Here is a 15,221-nt window from a genome sequence, read left to right as displayed (position 1 = left end):
TTACGCCTCTCCTAAATAGGCACGGATCACATCCGGATTATTACGAATCTCTTCCGGCGTGCCGTTCGCCAGTGGCGTGCCCTGATTCACCACATAAATACGGTCAGAAATGCCCATTACCAGCTTCATATCGTGCTCAATCAACAAAACGGATACCTTATGCTCGCCTCGTAACTCGGCGATCAGCGCATCCAGCTCATGCGTCTCTTTCGGGTTAAGTCCGGCTGCCGGTTCATCCAGCATTAAAATCTCCGGCCGCGTCACCATGCAGCGGGCGATCTCCAGTCGGCGCTGCTGACCGTAAGCCAGGTTACCGGCCTGGCGATTCGCCATATCGAGTAAGCCAACCCGCTCAAGCCAGGTGGCAGCGCGATCCAGCGCCTCGCCTTCACTGCGGCGAAAAGCCGGGGTTTTCAGCAGCCCCGCAAACACGCCACTTTTCAGGTGCTGGTGCTGGGCGACTAACAGGTTTTCAATCACCGTCATTTCGCGGAATAAACGGACGTGCTGGAAGGTCCGCACGATCCCCATACGGGCGATCTTCTGTCCGGGCAGGCCAGTCAGGTTCTTGTCGCGTAAGGTGATACTGCCGCCCGTTGGCTTATAAAAGCCGGTCAGGCAGTTAAAGACAGTGGTTTTACCTGCACCGTTTGGACCAATAAGCGACACAATTTCCTGGGGGCGCAATTCCAGTTTAACGTTGTTCACGGCTAACAGACCGCCGAAGCGCATCATCAGGCCTTCAACGGCTAATAAAGGCTGACTCATGCCTGTTCTCCTTGTTTACCCTGACGCAGTTTCAGGTGCGGTCGTTTCATCGGCAGTAAGCCTTGCGGACGCCAAATCATCATCAGCACCATCAGCGCCCCCAATACCAGCATGCTGTATTCGTTGAGGTCGCGCATCAGCTCACGCGAAACCACCAGCAAAATGGCGGCCAGAATAACGGCAAACTGCGAGCCCATTCCGCCCAACACCACGATAGCCAGAACAAAAGCGGACTCGACAAAGGTAAAGGACTCCGGACTGACAAAGCCCTGGCGAGCGGCAAACAGCGTTCCCGCGAAGCCAGCAAAGACGGCGCTGATAGTAAACGCGGTCAGCTTAATGCGGGTCGGGCTCAAGCCCAGCGAACGACAGGCGATCTCATCTTCACGTAACGCTTCCCATGCCCGACCCAGCGGCATGCGCAGCAGGCGGTTGATCACAAACAGCGTCAGCACCACCAGCAACAACGCCACCAGATAGAGGAATATCACCCGGTCGTTAGGATCGTACTTCATGCCAAAGACATCGTGAAACGTGCCCCATCCCCCCTCGCTGACGCGACGGCCAAACTCCAGGCCAAAAAAGGTGGGCTTAGGAATCTGAGCAATCCCATTCGGACCGCCGGTGATTGCCGTGTTATTGAGCAGCAGAATACGGACGATTTCGCCGAAGCCGAGCGTGACAATAGCCAGATAGTCACCGCGCAAGCGCAGCACCGGGAAGCCGAGCATCAGGCCAAATGCCCCCGCCACCAGGCCCGCCAGCGGCAGACTTTGCCAGAAACCAAAACCATAGTAATGATTAAGCAGCGCGAAGGTATACGCGCCAATGGCATAGAAACCACCGTAGCCCAGCACCAGCAGACCCGACAGCCCTACGACCACGTTCAGTCCCAGACCCAGCATGATGTAGATCAGTGTCAGGGTGGCAATATCGACGCTGCCGCGTGTAACCAGGAACGGCCAGATAACCGCCGCGGCGATCATCAAGCCCATAATGGCTTTTTGCTTTGGCGTTGAGCCGTCGAAGCCCGGCAGCACCAGGCCACCACCGCTACGTGTCAGCTTGCCCTGAAAGAGCGGACGTAGCAGTTGAAACAAAAACACAACGGCACAACCGATGAATATCCAGTTCCAGCGCACGCTGCCGGCATTCACTATCTGTAGCTGCGTACCATTCAGATCGAGGCGCATTCCCATAAAGAAGGCCGCCAGCACCAGCAGCATGACCGCTGAAACAATCGCATTGACCAGACCAAGGCGTTTCATACTTTCTCCACCTCCGGGCGGCCCAGAATACCGGTAGGCATGACCAGCAGCACCACAATCAGTAAGGCAAACGACACCACATCTTTGTATTCGGTGGAGAGATAAGCCGAGGTCAGCGCTTCGGCAATGCCCAGCACCAGCCCGCCAATCATCGCGCCGGGAATACTGCCGATGCCGCCCAGGACCGCCGCAGTAAAGGCTTTCATCCCCGCCATAAAGCCGATAAACGGGTTAATCGAGCCATAAAACTGCCCCAAGAGCACGCCCGCAACCGCCGCCATCGCCGCACCAATCACAAAGGTCAGCGAGATCACCCGGTCAGTATTAATGCCCAGCAGGCTGGCCATTTTGAGGTCTTCCGCACAGGCGCGGCAGGCGCGTCCCATGCGGGAATAACGGATAAACAGGGTCAGGGCCAGCATTGCCAGGAACGTGACCACCCAAATCACGATCTGCATCGTCGACAGCGTGGCGGCAAAGCCGTTGCTTTCGCCCAGCGTCCACTGGCCGGTGATTAAGCTCGGCAGGGCAAGGTCACGTGAACCCTGCGTCAGGCTGACGTAGTTTTGCAGAAAGATGGACATTCCGATGGCGGAAATCAACGCAATCAGACGCTTGGATGCCCGTACGGGACGATAAGCCACCCGTTCGATGCTCCAGCCATAGGCACTGGAGATGATAACGGCCATAACAAAACCGGCGGCAATCATGAGCCAGCCGGTATCAATACCCATAATCATCAGGGCTGCAATAACCATAAAAGAGACATAGCTGCCGATCATATAGACTTCGCCATGGGCGAAGTTGATCATGCCGATAATGCCGTAAACCATGGTGTAACCGATGGCGATCAGCGCGTAGGTGCTCCCCAGAGTCACCCCGTTGAACATCTGCTGAATAAAATAGAGAAACTGCTCGGACATAGTGAGGACCTGCTCAGAAACCAGAAAACCCCTCTCCTGCTGCCAGAAGAGGGTTAGTCAGGCGATGGCGCGTCAGTCACGCCTTCTCCTGCTTCCCCGCTGTCGTACGACGGGGAAGAATCAGTGCCTTATTTAACTGCGGTAGACGAACCGTCTTTGTGCCATTTGAAGACGCCAAACTCGAAGCCTTTCAAATCGCCTTTCTGATCCCAGCTCAGGTCGCCCATCACTGTCGGAACCGGTGCGCCGGTTTTCAGGTTCTTCGCAATCGCATCCGGCTCATCGCTCTTACTGCGCTCCATGCCGGTCACCAGAGACTGGATAGCCGCATAGGTTGTCCAGACAAACGGGCCGGTAGGATCTTTACGGTTAGACGCGCTATTCGCTTTGATGGCGTCCACGATGGCCTTGTTCTGAGGCAGCTGGTCGTAACGTTTTGGCAGGGTTACGTAGAGCCCTTCTGACGCGTCGCCCGCAATGTTAGACAGCGAGGCGTTGCCCACACCTTCTGGCCCCATAAAGCCTGCTTTCAGTCCTGCCGCTTTTGCCTGACGCAGAATCTGGCCCAGCTCCGGGTAATAACCACCGTAATAAACAAAGTCGACGTTTTCTTTCTTCAGTCGCGCAATCAGCGTTGAGAAATCTTTATCGCCCGCAGTGATCCCTTCAAACATCACCACGTTGCCGCCTTTCGCTTTCAGGGTTTTCTGTACCGATTCTGCCAGACCCTGGCCGTATTGCTGCTTGTCGTGCACCACAGCAATGCGTTTTGGCTTGATGACATCCAGAATGTAGTTCGCCGCAGTTGGACCCTGATCAGAATCCAGACCGGTCGTACGCATCACGTCGGCATAGCCGCGTGCAGTCAGTTCTGGCGCGGTAGCCGCAGGCGTAATCATCAGCACGCCTTCATCGTTATAGATATCTGATGCAGGCTGCGTAGAGGAGGAGCACAGGTGACCGATAACATATTTGATACCGTCATTGATGACCTTGTTAGCCACCGCAACCGCCTGTTTCGGGTCACAGGCATCGTCATATTCGACACCGACCAGTTTGTCGCCGTTTACGCCACCTTTGGCATTGATGTCTTTAATCGCCTGTGCGGCGCCGGTAAATTCCATATCACCATATTGCGCGACCGGGCCAGTAGCGGCACCTACGATAGCGATCTTAATGTCTTTCGCCATTGCCGCATGGCTCATCGCCAATGCAATGCATCCTGCCAGTAACGCGCGACCTGTCATTTTCATGCGAACTACCCCATCAGTTATGTCGTGTTTGTTGTGAGTGGTTTTATTTTGGCCAGATAAAGGGGAAAACTGATTTAACAATAAGGAGTTAGCACGCTTTTCTGGCTTTTATTAATAATAAGGCTTTATATTTCAGTCTATTAAACAGGAAGTTTATTCTGTAAAGCAACTGACATATTCATGATTCGCGGCCAAAAGCAGCATAATCAACTGGATGCAATGCGCGGCTTTTGTTCACAAGGCCAGCGCGTTATGCTGGCTTTAAATGCTGACTACCTGTTTATAACTATTATCCTGGCACTCTGTCGCTGTTTTGACCTGTTTTATTGCGTAAAATGTGCCGGGGTTCTGATTACGGGAATTGACTACACTTTCGGCTTTTACACGGACAGGTGTTTGTTATGAAGCTTACTATTTTGCGGTTGACCTCTCTAACGCAGCAGGATCGGATCGATCTGGAGAAAATCTGGCCTGAGAGGGATTTGGCCACGCTGGAAAACGCGTTAAATGAAAATCACCGCCTTTATGTCGCACGCTTCAACGACCGTTTGCTGGCGGCGTTACAGTTAGAGATAGCCGGTATCCACGGTAAAGTGCATCATCTGACCGTCAGAGATGTCACGCGACGTCGCGGTGTCGGGCAATATTTGCTGGAAGACACGATGAAGCAGAACCCATCGCTGGAGGACTGGTGGATTGCTGATGACGGTAGCGAAGATCAACGCGTTCGGGCGGCGTTTATGCAGGCCTGTGGATTTCGTGCGCAGGTTGATGGCTGGGTAAAATAAATCGCGGGCAATAAAAAGGGCGACCTGAGGCCGCCCTGTCTCGTCAGGCTTCGATAGCCATTCGGAGTTTTTTCATCGCATTCTTCTCAAGCTGTCGGACGCGCTCAGCAGAAACACCGTATTGATCGGCCAGTTCCTGCAGAGTGGTTTTGTTGTCTTCGTCCAGCCAGCGGGCACGGATAATATGCTGGCTGCGCTCGTCCAGCCCTTCCATTGCATAAGTCAGCTTATCGGCTGCATGCGATTCCCAGTTATCCTCTTCGATGCCGTCCGCAAAGTCAGAGGTTTTATCCTGGAGATACAGCACCGGCGCCATGGATTTTCCTTCGCCGCTTTCATCGTCAGCGGACATATCGAAGGTCATATCCTGAGCCGCCATGCGCGATTCCATTTCTCGCACATCTTTGCTGCTCACGCCCAGCTCACGCGCCACCATCTCGACTTCGTCCTGGTTAAACCAGCCCAGACGCTGCTTGGTTTTACGCAGGTTAAAGAACAGCTTGCGCTGTGCCTTAGTGGTTGCCACTTTCACGATGCGCCAGTTACGCAGCACATACTCGTGAATTTCTGCTTTGATCCAGTGAACGGCAAAGGACACCAGACGAACACCCACTTCAGGATTGAAGCGACGAACGGCTTTCATCAAGCCAATGTTACCTTCCTGGATCAGGTCAGCCTGAGGCAGGCCATAGCCAGAATAGTTACGAGCGATATGAACAACAAAGCGTAGGTGAGACAGGATCAGCGTCTTTGCCGCATCCAGATCGCCCTGGTAATGCAGCCGTTCAGCCAACGCTTTTTCCTCTTCTGCCGACAGCATCGGCCAGGTGTTGGCAGCCCGAACGTAAGATTCCAGGTTGCCCAGAGGAGCAATAGCTAAAGTTTGCATTTCTTTGGTCATTCAAACCCTCACAAAATCAGTGGAATTGCCGCATCTTTCCATAAGCGCACGTCACATTATGTCAACGTCGCAGGAAAACCAAAAGCAATCTGTGCTACTTAGAAAACAAAGTTATCCACAAGTTCAATTATAGCAGTGAATATTTTACACACAGATGACAGCAGGGCAACATCCTCTGCGCCCACTGTCGGCAGCAGAGGATGATTATAACAAAAAAATGTTGCAGCGCTTTACTGGGGCGTAAATCGACGTAAATGTTGTACGGTTGCCAGCCAGGCGGCAATCCAGCCGATAATGGCGGCGATGAGCAACAGCAGTAACGCCTCATCCCAGGAAAACCCTTCCAGAGAGAAGGTGGTGCCAAATACCGACGCCACCTGAGCCACAACAGACTGCAGGCGCAGCACCAGCACTTCAGACAGGATCAGGGAAAGTACCGCGCCACTAAACCCCAGTAACGCGCCACCATACAGGAACGGCCGCAGGATAAATCCATCCGTTGCCCCGATCAGCTTCTGAACGTTGATCGTATCGCGGCGGGCAAAAATACTCAGCCTGACGCTGTTACCAATCACGAGGAAGACCGCCACGATCATCAGGATACCGATCATCGACGCAATTTGACCGACCAGGCCGGTCAGCGCCGCCAGACGGGCAAACCAGCTGTCATCCATCCGTACCTCATCGACGCCCTGCACTTTCGCCACTCTGTCGCGTAACGTTTGCATGGTGTCCGAATTCTGGAAGTTGAGCTTTGGCGTAATGATAACGACAGCAGGCAGCGGATTCTGTTCCAGCATGTCCATCGCGCCGCCGAAGCCTGACCAGTTGCGGAATTCATTCAGGGCTTCTTCACGCGTCAGATAGTTAACGTGATCCACGCCCTCAACCTGTTTCAGTTGCGCGGTCACATTCTCAGCAGCCGTATCATCCAGCGTTTTTGAGAGATACACCGTCAGCTGCGGCGCGGGATACCACTGCGAAGCCGCCTGACTGACGTTTTTCCACACCATATAGCAGACGCTGGGCAGCGTCAGGGAAATCGCAATCACCATCACTGTCAGCAACGTCGCCAGCGGCTGACGCCACATATCTGACAGCGTACCGCGTAGCGCGTAGCGCCACTGTTCCTGCCAGCCACCGCGTAACGCTTTACTCTTTGACGGTTGCTTCGCCTTCGGGGCTGCCGCGCGTTTGTTGCGTTTATTGACCATCGTGGCCTCCGTGCAGGCGTCCTTTATTCAGCGTCATTACCCGATAATTGCGGCGACCAATAAGGGCAACATCATGCGTCGCCATCAAAACGGTCACACCTACGCGGTTAAACTCTTCAAACAGGCGCAGGATGTCTTCTGACAGCGCCTCATCCAGGTTACCCGTTGGTTCGTCAGCCAGAAGAACGGCGGGCTTATTCACGACGGCACGGGCAATACCGACACGTTGCTGTTCACCGCCGGAGAGCTGAATAGGAAAACTTTTTGCTTTGTCGAGCAGGCCCACTTTATCGAGCGCCGCCGAAACACGACGACGGATATCCTCGCCGCTGGCACCGGAGATGATCAACGGGATGGCCACATTGTCATAAACGCTACGATCCATCAGCAGATGGTGATCCTGAAAGATCATCCCGATCTGACGACGCAGGAACGGCACTTCGCTGTTACGTAGGCGCGAAATATCGTGTCCGCTAAACCAGATTTGCCCGGCGCTGGGGCGCTCAATGCCACAAATCAGCTTCAGCAACGTGCTCTTACCTGCCCCGGAGTGGCCGGTCAAAAACGCCATTTCGCCAGGACGCAGATTAAAATCTACGCCCTGCAGCGCCTGACGTCCGCCGAGATATGCCTTACTGACCTCTTCAAAGCGAATCATCCTAATTAGTCCTCTCGGGCAAACAGTGCCTCAATAAAATCCTCGGCCTTGAAGGGCCGTAAATCGTCGATGCCTTCTCCGACACCGATATAACGGATAGGGATGCCAAACTGATCGGCGACCGAGAAAATCACGCCACCTTTGGCTGTCCCATCCAGTTTAGTCAGTGTAATGCCGCTCAGCCCTACCGCTTCATGGAACAGTTTGGCCTGGCTGATGGCATTTTGCCCGGTACTGGCATCCAGGGTCAGCATGACTTCATGTGGCGCCTGCTCATCCAGCTTCTTCATCACACGGGTAATTTTCTTCAGCTCTTCCATCAGGTGCGATTTATTTTGCAAGCGCCCTGCGGTATCCGCGATCAACACGTCAACGCCACGTGATTTGGCCGCCTGGATGGCATCGAAAATCACCGAGGCAGAATCCGCGCCGGTATGCTGCGCGACAACGGGAATGTTGTTGCGCTGGCCCCAGACCTGAAGCTGTTCAACAGCGGCCGCACGGAACGTATCGCCCGCCGCCAGCATCACAGATTTACCTTCTGCCTGATACTGACGTGCCAGCTTGCCGATGGTGGTGGTTTTACCCACGCCGTTCACGCCGACCATTAAGATGACAAACGGGGTTTTACCTTCGACATTCAGCGGTTCATCGACTTTCGCCAGGATCGCCGCCATTTCGCTTTTCAGCAGGCCATAAAGCGCTTCCGCATCGCGCAGTTGCTTACGGTCAGCATGCTGCGTCAGGCTGGTAATAATGCGCCGCGTCGTTTCCACACCCACGTCGGCAATCAGCAGTTGTTCTTCCAGTTCTTCGAACAGGTCATCGTCGATTTTCTTGCCACGGAACAGGCTGATAAAACCCGAGCCCAGGTTCTGGCGGGTCTTCACCAGGCTGCGCTTCAGGCGGGCAAAGAATCCCTCTTTGGTGGGGCGCTCCTGTTCCTGCTCGTGCGCTACCAGCGGTGCGGCGGCTAACGGAAGATCGCTGACCGTGTCGTCTGGCGCTGTCGCCCCGGCATCGTGCCCGACAGTTTCAACGTTAACGACGTCCGCGTCTCCCAGTGCCAGCGCAGCCAGTTCTTCGTCACTCAACGGCGCATCGTCCGCCTGTTCAGTTTCAGCGATGGCAGCGTCGTGCGGCGCGATATCTGTCACGTCGGCATCCGCCAGCGCCAGCGCGGCCAGCTCATCGTCGCTCAGCGGCGCATCGTCCGCCACAGGTGCCTGTTCAGGCGCGGATGAGGCAAGCTCAACCTCCGCTGACGGCAGCGCAGTCAGTTCCTCATCGTTGACGTCATCGGCAGGCTCAACGGGCGTGATCATACCGGTATGCGGATCAACCGCCGTTTCAGGCCCGGCTACACGGGCGGTAACCGGTACGTCTTCAGACGTAGCTGCATCACTTTCCTGTTGCTGTTCAACACGGTTTTCAGGTGCGGCACCGCGTTCCTGTTCAGCGGTTTCCGCCTGACTGCGTGCCGGGGCTTCCTGTTCTGGCTGCTGGGCTTCCGGTTGTGCCGTCTGCGCATCCGTTAAGGGTTGTTTCTCTTCTTCTTTGCCAAATCCCAGCCAGGAAAAAAAGCCTCGTTTCTTCTCTTTTGCCATTGTGTAACCACACTCCTCGATGGCTTCATCCCGGTAGCACAATGTTCCCAGGGTTAAAAACAGTATTGGTGATAAACGCCAAAGTGGCGTTAAACCGCAGAATTATGCATAACATCAGCAGCGTCGTAGTCTAACACTTTCCTGGCGGCTCACCACAGCACCCTTTTTTAACGTTTCTTCTCATCGTTTCGCCCGTTAAACTACGCAACAAATTATGACGATTTGTGAGCAAGATGATAAAACCTCCCCGTAAAACAGGTGGTGCGGGCCAAATCCGCATTATTGGCGGACAGTGGCGCGGCCGCAAATTACCGGTGCCAGACAGCGCGGGTCTTCGTCCCACCACCGACAGGGGGCGAGAAACCCTGTTTAACTGGCTGGCACCCCACCTGCAGCAGGCTGACTGCCTGGATTGCTTTGCCGGAAGTGGCGCACTGGGGCTGGAAGCGCTCTCACGCTATGCCGCGTCGGCAACGCTGCTTGAGCTGGAGCGCCCGGTGGCGCAACAGCTGAGCAAAAACCTTCAGACATTGCAGGCCTCAAACGGCAACGTCGTACAAACCAACACCCTGAGCTGGCTGGCGCAGGACGGCCATCCCTTTGGTATCGTGTTTGTCGATCCTCCGTTTCGGCAGGGTTTGCTGGAGCAAACCCTGCAACTGCTGGAAAAAAATAACTGGCTGACAGCGGATGCACTCGTCTACGTTGAAAGCGAAGTGGAAAACGGCCCACCGCCGGTGCCGGTTCACTGGGATTTACATCGCGAAAAAATTGCGGGCCAGGTGGCCTATCGTTTATATCAGCGCCAACAGGAGACGCATGATGTTACTTAATTTAGGACGCCTGCTGATGCTGTGCGTATGGGGTTTTTTACTGTTTAACCTGATTCATCCGTATCCGAAGCCCCTGACCTGGTTCATCAATGTGGCCTTGATATTTATGATCCTGATGCACGGCCTGCAGTTAGTCCTGCTGCGCACGACGCAGGGCAAAGATGCACCACCGCTCGATCGCGCTACCCAGATCAAAGTCTTTTTGTTTGGCGTGTTCGAACTGGTTGCGTGGCAGAAAAAAAATTTCCCACGTAAATAAAGGATAACGGCGGGCGTCACGCTCGCCGTCAGTTTCCGGCAGGCGTGAAGCGGATAAAACGCGTGCCCTGAAGTGTCAGCTCGCCTTTCGTGCCCTTGTCCATCAGGTGGTAGTCGCTTTCATTAACGCGCATCTTAATATCGCTTTCGCCATTGAGCGGATGAAACCAGGCCTCATAGCGCATTTCGTCTCCGGCGATCACTTCGCGCTCACGTGAGCGGCGACTGGATACCGAAAACTCACGTTTGGTTTTGACCTCAACCGCGACGGTGCGTACCGGCGAGGCATCGTTGACGGCTGCCTCGCGCCGCTGTTTGATGAACTGGCGTGTCGCGAGTACGGCAATAATGGCCACGACGATAATAAAAAGTAGCGGTGGTTTCATCTTTCCTCAGCGTTTATCCGGTCTCAGATCGTCTTGCATTGCGCGATAAAGCATACAACCAGAGTTGACCGATTGTCACATCGCGCTGGCATAACCTAGACTGACAGGAGTGTTTCAGGAACTGTCACCATTTTGGTAAAAAGGGAGAAGCAATGCTCTGGTCCTTTCTCGCTGTACTTTTCTCCGGCTGGCTGTACGTTGATGCCTCTTACCGGGGCCCGCAATGGCAACGCTGGTTATTTAAACCTGTTACGTTGCTCCTGTTAGTCGGTCTGGCCTGGCAGGCCCCCACACGCAATACATCTGATTACCTGATTGTGGCTGGGTTAGTCGCCACGCTCATCGGCGACACGCTGACGCTGCTCCCGCGGCAACAAATGCTTTATGCGCTGGGCGCGTTTTTCCTGTCGCATCTGCTGTACACGCTGTGTTTTGCGGCCAATATGACGATGACATTTTACTGGCCCATCCCACTAACGTTTCTGATCATCGGGGTGGTTGTGATTGGTGTGCTGTGGAGTAAGCTGGAAACGCTGCGCTGGCCCGTCTGTACGCTGATCGGCATGACGCTGGTCATGAACTGGATGGCTACTGAACAATATGTCTTCCGCCCCAGCGATTACAGCTTCTCAATTCTGGTTGGCTCTGCCCTGCTGCTGCTGGCCAATATCGTGTGGTTTATCAGTCATTATCGCCGCCGTTTCAGCGCCGACAGCGCGATTGTAGCGGCCTGCTACTTTGCCGGTCACTTTATGATCGTCCGCTCCCTGTGGATCTACTGAAAAAAGACACAATAATGCTGGCGTTGGGTTAAACCTCTGGGTGTAAGATAATCCGTGGGCACGTCGCCCACGTCTTCCGGAGGTTATATGCATCAACATCATGCTTGTGGCTGCGGTAAGCCACGCAATACTCATCGAGCCGCAAAACCACTTTGTGCCATTCGCCCTGTTCGTCCGGGCACCTTATCCATTACTGCGGCCTCTCCTGAAACGACAGAGCGCGCCAGCTGCGGCGGCGACTGTAGCTGCTCTGCCGCGTCTGCCGGCGAAGCCAGTGACGAAGGTGACCGACGACGATCCTCTGATGCTTTTCAGTTCAGCTGGCAGGTTAGCGGTATGGACTGCCCCAGTTGTGCCCGCGCAATCGAAACCGCCGTTCGCCAACTTCCTGACGTCCTGCAGGTCCGCGTCGTCTTTTCCAGTGAAAAACTTGTCGTTAATGCCCGCGCCCCGGTTCAGTCTGCAATAGAAGACGCGGTGGTAAAAGCAGGTTTTCATCTCTCCTCAACCTCTGTTTCTGCGCCTGCGCCATCGCCCTGGCGTGCCCGTTTCCCGCTTTTACTGCTTGCTGCGCTCATGGTAGCCAGCGCTGCGCTCAGTCAGGTGAGTGCCGTTTGGGGCGACCGGTTATTTATTCTGACGACGCTGGTCGGGCTGGTGCCGGTCGCGCGTAAGTCGTGGCAACGTCTGCGAACCGGCTCTGCCTTTACCATTGAAACTCTGATGACCCTGGCGTCGGCAGGTGCGTTATTAATTGGTGCGCATGCGGAAGCCGCCATGGTTCTGCTGCTGTTCCTGTTGGGCGAAAAACTGGAAGCCTATGCCGCAACCCGCGCGCGCAGTGGGGTAAGCCAGCTGATGGCGCTGCGTCCCGAGTTCGCTGTGCGCCTGCAAAATGGCACCCGTAGTGAGGTGCCCCTGTCCGCGTTGCAGCCTGGCGACCGGATCGTAATCGCGGCCGGTGGCCGTTTGCCGGTCGACGGCTGCTTACTGGCGGAAAGCGCCAGTTTCGATGAGAGCGCGCTGACGGGCGAGTCGGTACCGGTGCTGCGTCAGCGTGGCGAAAAAATACTGGCGGGTGCGACCAGCGTTGATCGTCTGGTGGAACTGGAGGTGGTTTCCAGGCCTGGCGAAAGTGCCATTGACCGCATTTTGCAGTTGATTGAGGAAGCCGAAAGTCATCGTGCTCCGGTAGAACGTTTTATCGATAACTTTAGCCGGATTTACACGCCAGCCATCATGCTGCTGGCCCTGCTGGTGATGGTGCTGCCGCCCCTGTTTGGCGCGGGTGCCTGGCTGCCCTGGGTTTATAAAGGCCTGACGCTGCTGTTGATCGGCTGTCCCTGTGCGCTGGTGATCTCCACGCCCGCCGCCATCACGTCCGGACTGGCCGCCGCCGCCCGCCGTGGTGCGCTGATTAAAGGAGGCGCGGCCCTGGAACGGCTGAGCACAGTGCAGACGATCGCGTTCGATAAAACGGGTACGCTGACAGAAGGCCGGCCGCAGTTGACGCGAATTTTGCCGTTCGGCGAGGCTAACGAAGACGCGATTCTGCAATTAGGTGCCGCGGTGGAACAAGGTTCTACCCATCCACTGGCAACGGCGATTGTGGCAGCCGCACAGTCCAGGGCACTGCCGCTTCCGTCTGCCACTCAACAGCAGGCACTGGCGGGAAGCGGTATTCAGGCTGAAGTGGACGGCCAGCGCATAACGTTGCTGGCACCGTCGTACGTCAGCAGCCTGAGCCCGGCGCACCAGGCAATGGTGCATGAGCAGGAAGCCCAGGGCGAAACCCTTGTGATGGTGCTGCGTAATGGCGAGGTGCTGGGGGCGCTGGCCTTACGGGACAAGCTGCGCAGCGAAACCCCCGCCGCCTTGCAGGCCTTAAAAGCACTTGGCATCAACAGCCTCATGCTGACAGGTGATAACCCGCGGGCGGCCGCTGTCGTCGCCCAACCTTTAGGCATCGCCTGGCATGCCAGCCTGTTGCCAGCCGGTAAGGTGGAGGCGGTTCGTCAGCTCAGTGAGCAGCAGGTGGTGGCGATGGTGGGCGACGGTATCAACGATGCGCCAGCCATGAAGGCCGCCACGCTGGGTATTGCGATGGGCAGTGGGACGGATGTCGCGCTGGAAACGGCGGATGCCGCCCTGACGCGCAATCAGCTCAGCAACCTGGCCCCGATGATTGCCCTGGCGCGCCGCACCCGGGCGATTATTCGTCAGAATATTGGTATTGCGCTGGGGCTGAAGGCGCTGTTCCTGGTGACGACGCTGGCGGGGTTAACGGGATTGTGGCTGGCGGTGCTGGCTGATTCCGGTGCCACCGCACTGGTCACGGCAAACGCGTTGCGGCTGTTGCGCACGCGGGATGCATAACCTGACGGCGGCTCACTGCCGCCGTTATTCTCCCATCCCTTTCTGAATCAAAAACTGGTAAGGCAGCGTGTCGGTTTGTTCGGCCAGTAGCTGGTGCTCCATAAACCGGCAAAAACCGGGGATATCCCGCGTGGTTGCCGGATCGTCCGCGATAATCAGCAGCGTTTCACCGTCCTGCATGCCGCGCACCGTTTTACGTACCATCATGACCGGCTCGGGACAACGCAGGCCCTGAGCATCCAGTTGATGGTCGGCGGAAGAAAATGCATCACTCATGACGGTCTCGATTTCAGTTAACGGGCGCTTATTCTAGCGCGTCCGCCCTTTGACGCAAGGCGGTAACGATTGCGTTAAAATTAGCCATTGCATTAATAGCACAACAGGGTAAGATGCGGCCGTTTTTTGTTCATACAACTGCAGCGCACTGAATGTTCAGTTGCCTGCACTGGGTTCCCTCACCCCACCACTAAAAAGGCTTACTATGCTCGCATTTACCCCGCGTCAGCGCGCTCATGCGCTCGTCTGGTTGTCCCTGTTTCATCTGCTGGTGATCACTTCCAGCAATTATCTGGTGCAGTTGCCTGTTTCCCTTTTCGGTTTTCATACCACCTGGGGCGCCTTTAGCTTTCCGTTTATTTTCTTGGCCACTGATCTGACCGTGCGCATCTTTGGTGCGCCGCTTGCACGCCGCATTATTCTGGCGGTGATGGTGCCGGCCCTGTTTATCTCTTACGCGATTTCCAGCCTGTTTTACCAGGGCGAATGGCAAGGCTGGCAGGCGCTGCAACAGGTAAACCTGTTTGTCGCCCGTATCGCCTGCGCCAGCTTTATGGCTTACGCATTGGGCCAGATTCTGGATGTGCACGTTTTCAACCGCCTGCGTCGCTTGCCGCAGTGGTGGGTGGCGCCAGGCTGTGCCATGTTTTTAGGCAACATCAGCGATACGCTGGCCTTCTTTTTCATTGCCTTCTACAAAAGCTCCGATCCGTTTATGGCACAGCACTGGGTAGAAATCGCTCTGGTCGATTACAGTTTCAAACTGCTGATTTGTATGATTTTCTTTTTGCCTGCCTATGGTGTTTTACTCAACGCTGCGCTCAAACGCCTGGCCGAACGCCAGGCCCAGCCGCAGATACATTTCGGCTAACCGGCAATACAGCCTTTCCTGACAATCCGCTAAAATCTCCTGACAATACTCAGGTTGCG

Annotated in this window: 16 protein-coding genes; 6 read left to right on the top strand and 10 right to left on the bottom strand. The window is 55.4% G+C overall.

Annotation, left to right across the window (positions count from 1 at the left end):
* From livG to RAC65_RS13285, 4 genes are all read right to left on the bottom strand, one after another.
* Entirely contained in the window at nt 1–768 is a 768-nt protein-coding gene (livG, locus tag RAC65_RS13300) for a high-affinity branched-chain amino acid ABC transporter ATP-binding protein LivG (RefSeq protein ID WP_006121046.1), read from the bottom strand.
* Nucleotides 765–2,036: a high-affinity branched-chain amino acid ABC transporter permease LivM gene (locus RAC65_RS13295; RefSeq protein ID WP_033738194.1), complete on the bottom strand. Its 1,272-nt coding sequence runs from the start codon at nt 2,034–2,036 to the stop codon at nt 765–767. Before RAC65_RS13295 ends, livG begins: the two co-directional genes overlap by 4 nt.
* A complete protein-coding gene (livH, locus tag RAC65_RS13290) occupies nt 2,033–2,959 on the bottom strand; it encodes a high-affinity branched-chain amino acid ABC transporter permease LivH (protein WP_375096796.1) in 927 nt (308 codons plus the stop codon). Before livH ends, RAC65_RS13295 begins: the two co-directional genes overlap by 4 nt.
* Nucleotides 2,960–3,087: 128 nt before the next feature.
* The gene (locus RAC65_RS13285; RefSeq protein ID WP_006121049.1) at nt 3,088–4,212 is read right to left on the bottom strand and encodes a branched-chain amino acid ABC transporter substrate-binding protein; all 1,125 of its coding nucleotides are present in this window, start codon (nt 4,210–4,212) and stop codon (nt 3,088–3,090) included.
* 401 nt (nt 4,213–4,613) lie between these two features.
* On the opposite strand from RAC65_RS13285, the gene panM reads away from it, so the two are divergent.
* Nucleotides 4,614–5,000 carry an aspartate 1-decarboxylase autocleavage activator PanM gene (gene panM / locus RAC65_RS13280; protein ID WP_058701437.1) on the top strand — a complete coding sequence of 129 codons (387 nt, stop codon included), beginning with the start codon at nt 4,614–4,616 and terminating at the stop codon, nt 4,998–5,000.
* Between the two features lie 43 nt (nt 5,001–5,043).
* Here panM and rpoH read toward each other — a convergent pair whose 3' ends face one another.
* The 4 genes from rpoH to ftsY form a co-directional block, all read right to left on the bottom strand.
* Nucleotides 5,044–5,901, bottom strand: a complete 858-nt coding sequence (gene rpoH, locus RAC65_RS13275) for an RNA polymerase sigma factor RpoH (RefSeq protein WP_006121051.1) — start codon at nt 5,899–5,901, stop codon at nt 5,044–5,046.
* Nucleotides 5,902–6,131: 230 nt separating this feature from the next.
* On the bottom strand, nt 6,132–7,115 hold the full coding sequence (gene ftsX, locus RAC65_RS13270; protein ID WP_033738206.1) for a permease-like cell division protein FtsX: 984 nt from the start codon (nt 7,113–7,115) through the stop codon (nt 6,132–6,134).
* On the bottom strand, nt 7,105–7,773 hold the full coding sequence (ftsE, locus tag RAC65_RS13265) for a cell division ATP-binding protein FtsE (RefSeq protein ID WP_006121054.1): 669 nt from the start codon (nt 7,771–7,773) through the stop codon (nt 7,105–7,107). Before ftsE ends, ftsX begins: the two co-directional genes overlap by 11 nt.
* 5 nt (nt 7,774–7,778) lie before the next feature.
* Complete coding sequence (ftsY, locus tag RAC65_RS13260; RefSeq protein ID WP_054632936.1) at nt 7,779–9,380, bottom strand: signal recognition particle-docking protein FtsY; 1,602 nt, start codon at nt 9,378–9,380, stop codon at nt 7,779–7,781.
* Nucleotides 9,381–9,613: 233 nt separating this feature from the next.
* On the opposite strand from ftsY, the gene rsmD reads away from it, so the two are divergent.
* Both rsmD and RAC65_RS13250 read left to right on the top strand, forming a co-directional pair.
* Nucleotides 9,614–10,213, top strand: a complete 600-nt coding sequence (gene rsmD / locus RAC65_RS13255; RefSeq protein WP_375096795.1) for a 16S rRNA (guanine(966)-N(2))-methyltransferase — start codon at nt 9,614–9,616, stop codon at nt 10,211–10,213.
* Nucleotides 10,203–10,472: a DUF1145 family protein gene (locus tag RAC65_RS13250; RefSeq protein ID WP_006121057.1), complete on the top strand. Its 270-nt coding sequence runs from the start codon at nt 10,203–10,205 to the stop codon at nt 10,470–10,472. The genes rsmD and RAC65_RS13250 overlap by 11 nt, the downstream gene beginning before the upstream one ends.
* 28 nt (nt 10,473–10,500) lie before the next feature.
* Here the strand turns inward: RAC65_RS13250 and RAC65_RS13245 are convergent, their stop codons facing one another.
* Complete coding sequence (locus tag RAC65_RS13245; protein WP_033738213.1) at nt 10,501–10,857, bottom strand: DUF2500 domain-containing protein; 357 nt, start codon at nt 10,855–10,857, stop codon at nt 10,501–10,503.
* A gap of 152 nt (nt 10,858–11,009) precedes the next feature.
* On the opposite strand from RAC65_RS13245, the gene RAC65_RS13240 reads away from it, so the two are divergent.
* Nucleotides 11,010–11,639 (top strand): lysoplasmalogenase, encoded by a 630-nt coding sequence (locus RAC65_RS13240; protein ID WP_033738214.1) that lies wholly within the window; start codon nt 11,010–11,012, stop codon nt 11,637–11,639.
* Nucleotides 11,640–11,726: 87 nt separating this feature from the next.
* The gene (locus RAC65_RS13235) at nt 11,727–14,015 is read left to right on the top strand and encodes a zinc/cadmium/mercury/lead-transporting ATPase (protein WP_263757418.1); all 2,289 of its coding nucleotides are present in this window, start codon (nt 11,727–11,729) and stop codon (nt 14,013–14,015) included.
* A gap of 24 nt (nt 14,016–14,039) precedes the next feature.
* Here the strand turns inward: RAC65_RS13235 and tusA are convergent, their stop codons facing one another.
* Nucleotides 14,040–14,291 carry a sulfurtransferase TusA gene (gene tusA / locus RAC65_RS13230; protein WP_006121061.1) on the bottom strand — a complete coding sequence of 84 codons (252 nt, stop codon included), beginning with the start codon at nt 14,289–14,291 and terminating at the stop codon, nt 14,040–14,042.
* Between the two features lie 205 nt (nt 14,292–14,496).
* Here tusA and RAC65_RS13225 point away from each other — a divergent pair, with 205 nt between their 5' ends.
* Nucleotides 14,497–15,162, top strand: coding sequence for a 7-cyano-7-deazaguanine/7-aminomethyl-7-deazaguanine transporter (locus RAC65_RS13225; RefSeq protein WP_205955753.1), 666 nt, complete (start codon nt 14,497–14,499; stop codon nt 15,160–15,162).
* Nucleotides 15,163–15,221: the final 59 nt, after the last annotated feature.

This window comes from Pantoea sp. BS_8, from assembly GCF_041954965.1.
GTDB classification, from domain to species: Bacteria; Pseudomonadota; Gammaproteobacteria; order Enterobacterales; family Enterobacteriaceae; genus Pantoea; species Pantoea stewartii.
The sequence above is the reverse complement of the archived record's forward strand: the minus strand, read 5'-3'. Positions and strand labels throughout refer to the sequence as shown.

What these genes read in the sequence shown, in the direction of transcription:
- livG (WP_006121046.1), bottom strand. Translation starts at nt 768, where the DNA reads ATGAGTCAGCCTTTATTAGCCGTTGAAGGCCTGATGATGCGCTTCGGC.
- RAC65_RS13295 (WP_033738194.1), bottom strand. Translation starts at nt 2,036, where the DNA reads ATGAAACGCCTTGGTCTGGTCAATGCGATTGTTTCAGCGGTCATGCTG.
- livH (WP_375096796.1), bottom strand. Translation starts at nt 2,959, where the DNA reads ATGTCCGAGCAGTTTCTCTATTTTATTCAGCAGATGTTCAACGGGGTG.
- RAC65_RS13285 (WP_006121049.1), bottom strand. Translation starts at nt 4,212, where the DNA reads ATGAAAATGACAGGTCGCGCGTTACTGGCAGGATGCATTGCATTGGCG.
- panM (WP_058701437.1), top strand. Translation starts at nt 4,614, where the DNA reads ATGAAGCTTACTATTTTGCGGTTGACCTCTCTAACGCAGCAGGATCGG.
- rpoH (WP_006121051.1), bottom strand. Translation starts at nt 5,901, where the DNA reads ATGACCAAAGAAATGCAAACTTTAGCTATTGCTCCTCTGGGCAACCTG.
- ftsX (WP_033738206.1), bottom strand. Translation starts at nt 7,115, where the DNA reads ATGGTCAATAAACGCAACAAACGCGCGGCAGCCCCGAAGGCGAAGCAA.
- ftsE (WP_006121054.1), bottom strand. Translation starts at nt 7,773, where the DNA reads ATGATTCGCTTTGAAGAGGTCAGTAAGGCATATCTCGGCGGACGTCAG.
- ftsY (WP_054632936.1), bottom strand. Translation starts at nt 9,380, where the DNA reads ATGGCAAAAGAGAAGAAACGAGGCTTTTTTTCCTGGCTGGGATTTGGC.
- rsmD (WP_375096795.1), top strand. Translation starts at nt 9,614, where the DNA reads ATGATAAAACCTCCCCGTAAAACAGGTGGTGCGGGCCAAATCCGCATT.
- RAC65_RS13250 (WP_006121057.1), top strand. Translation starts at nt 10,203, where the DNA reads ATGTTACTTAATTTAGGACGCCTGCTGATGCTGTGCGTATGGGGTTTT.
- RAC65_RS13245 (WP_033738213.1), bottom strand. Translation starts at nt 10,857, where the DNA reads ATGAAACCACCGCTACTTTTTATTATCGTCGTGGCCATTATTGCCGTA.
- RAC65_RS13240 (WP_033738214.1), top strand. Translation starts at nt 11,010, where the DNA reads ATGCTCTGGTCCTTTCTCGCTGTACTTTTCTCCGGCTGGCTGTACGTT.
- RAC65_RS13235 (WP_263757418.1), top strand. Translation starts at nt 11,727, where the DNA reads ATGCATCAACATCATGCTTGTGGCTGCGGTAAGCCACGCAATACTCAT.
- tusA (WP_006121061.1), bottom strand. Translation starts at nt 14,291, where the DNA reads ATGAGTGATGCATTTTCTTCCGCCGACCATCAACTGGATGCTCAGGGC.
- RAC65_RS13225 (WP_205955753.1), top strand. Translation starts at nt 14,497, where the DNA reads ATGCTCGCATTTACCCCGCGTCAGCGCGCTCATGCGCTCGTCTGGTTG.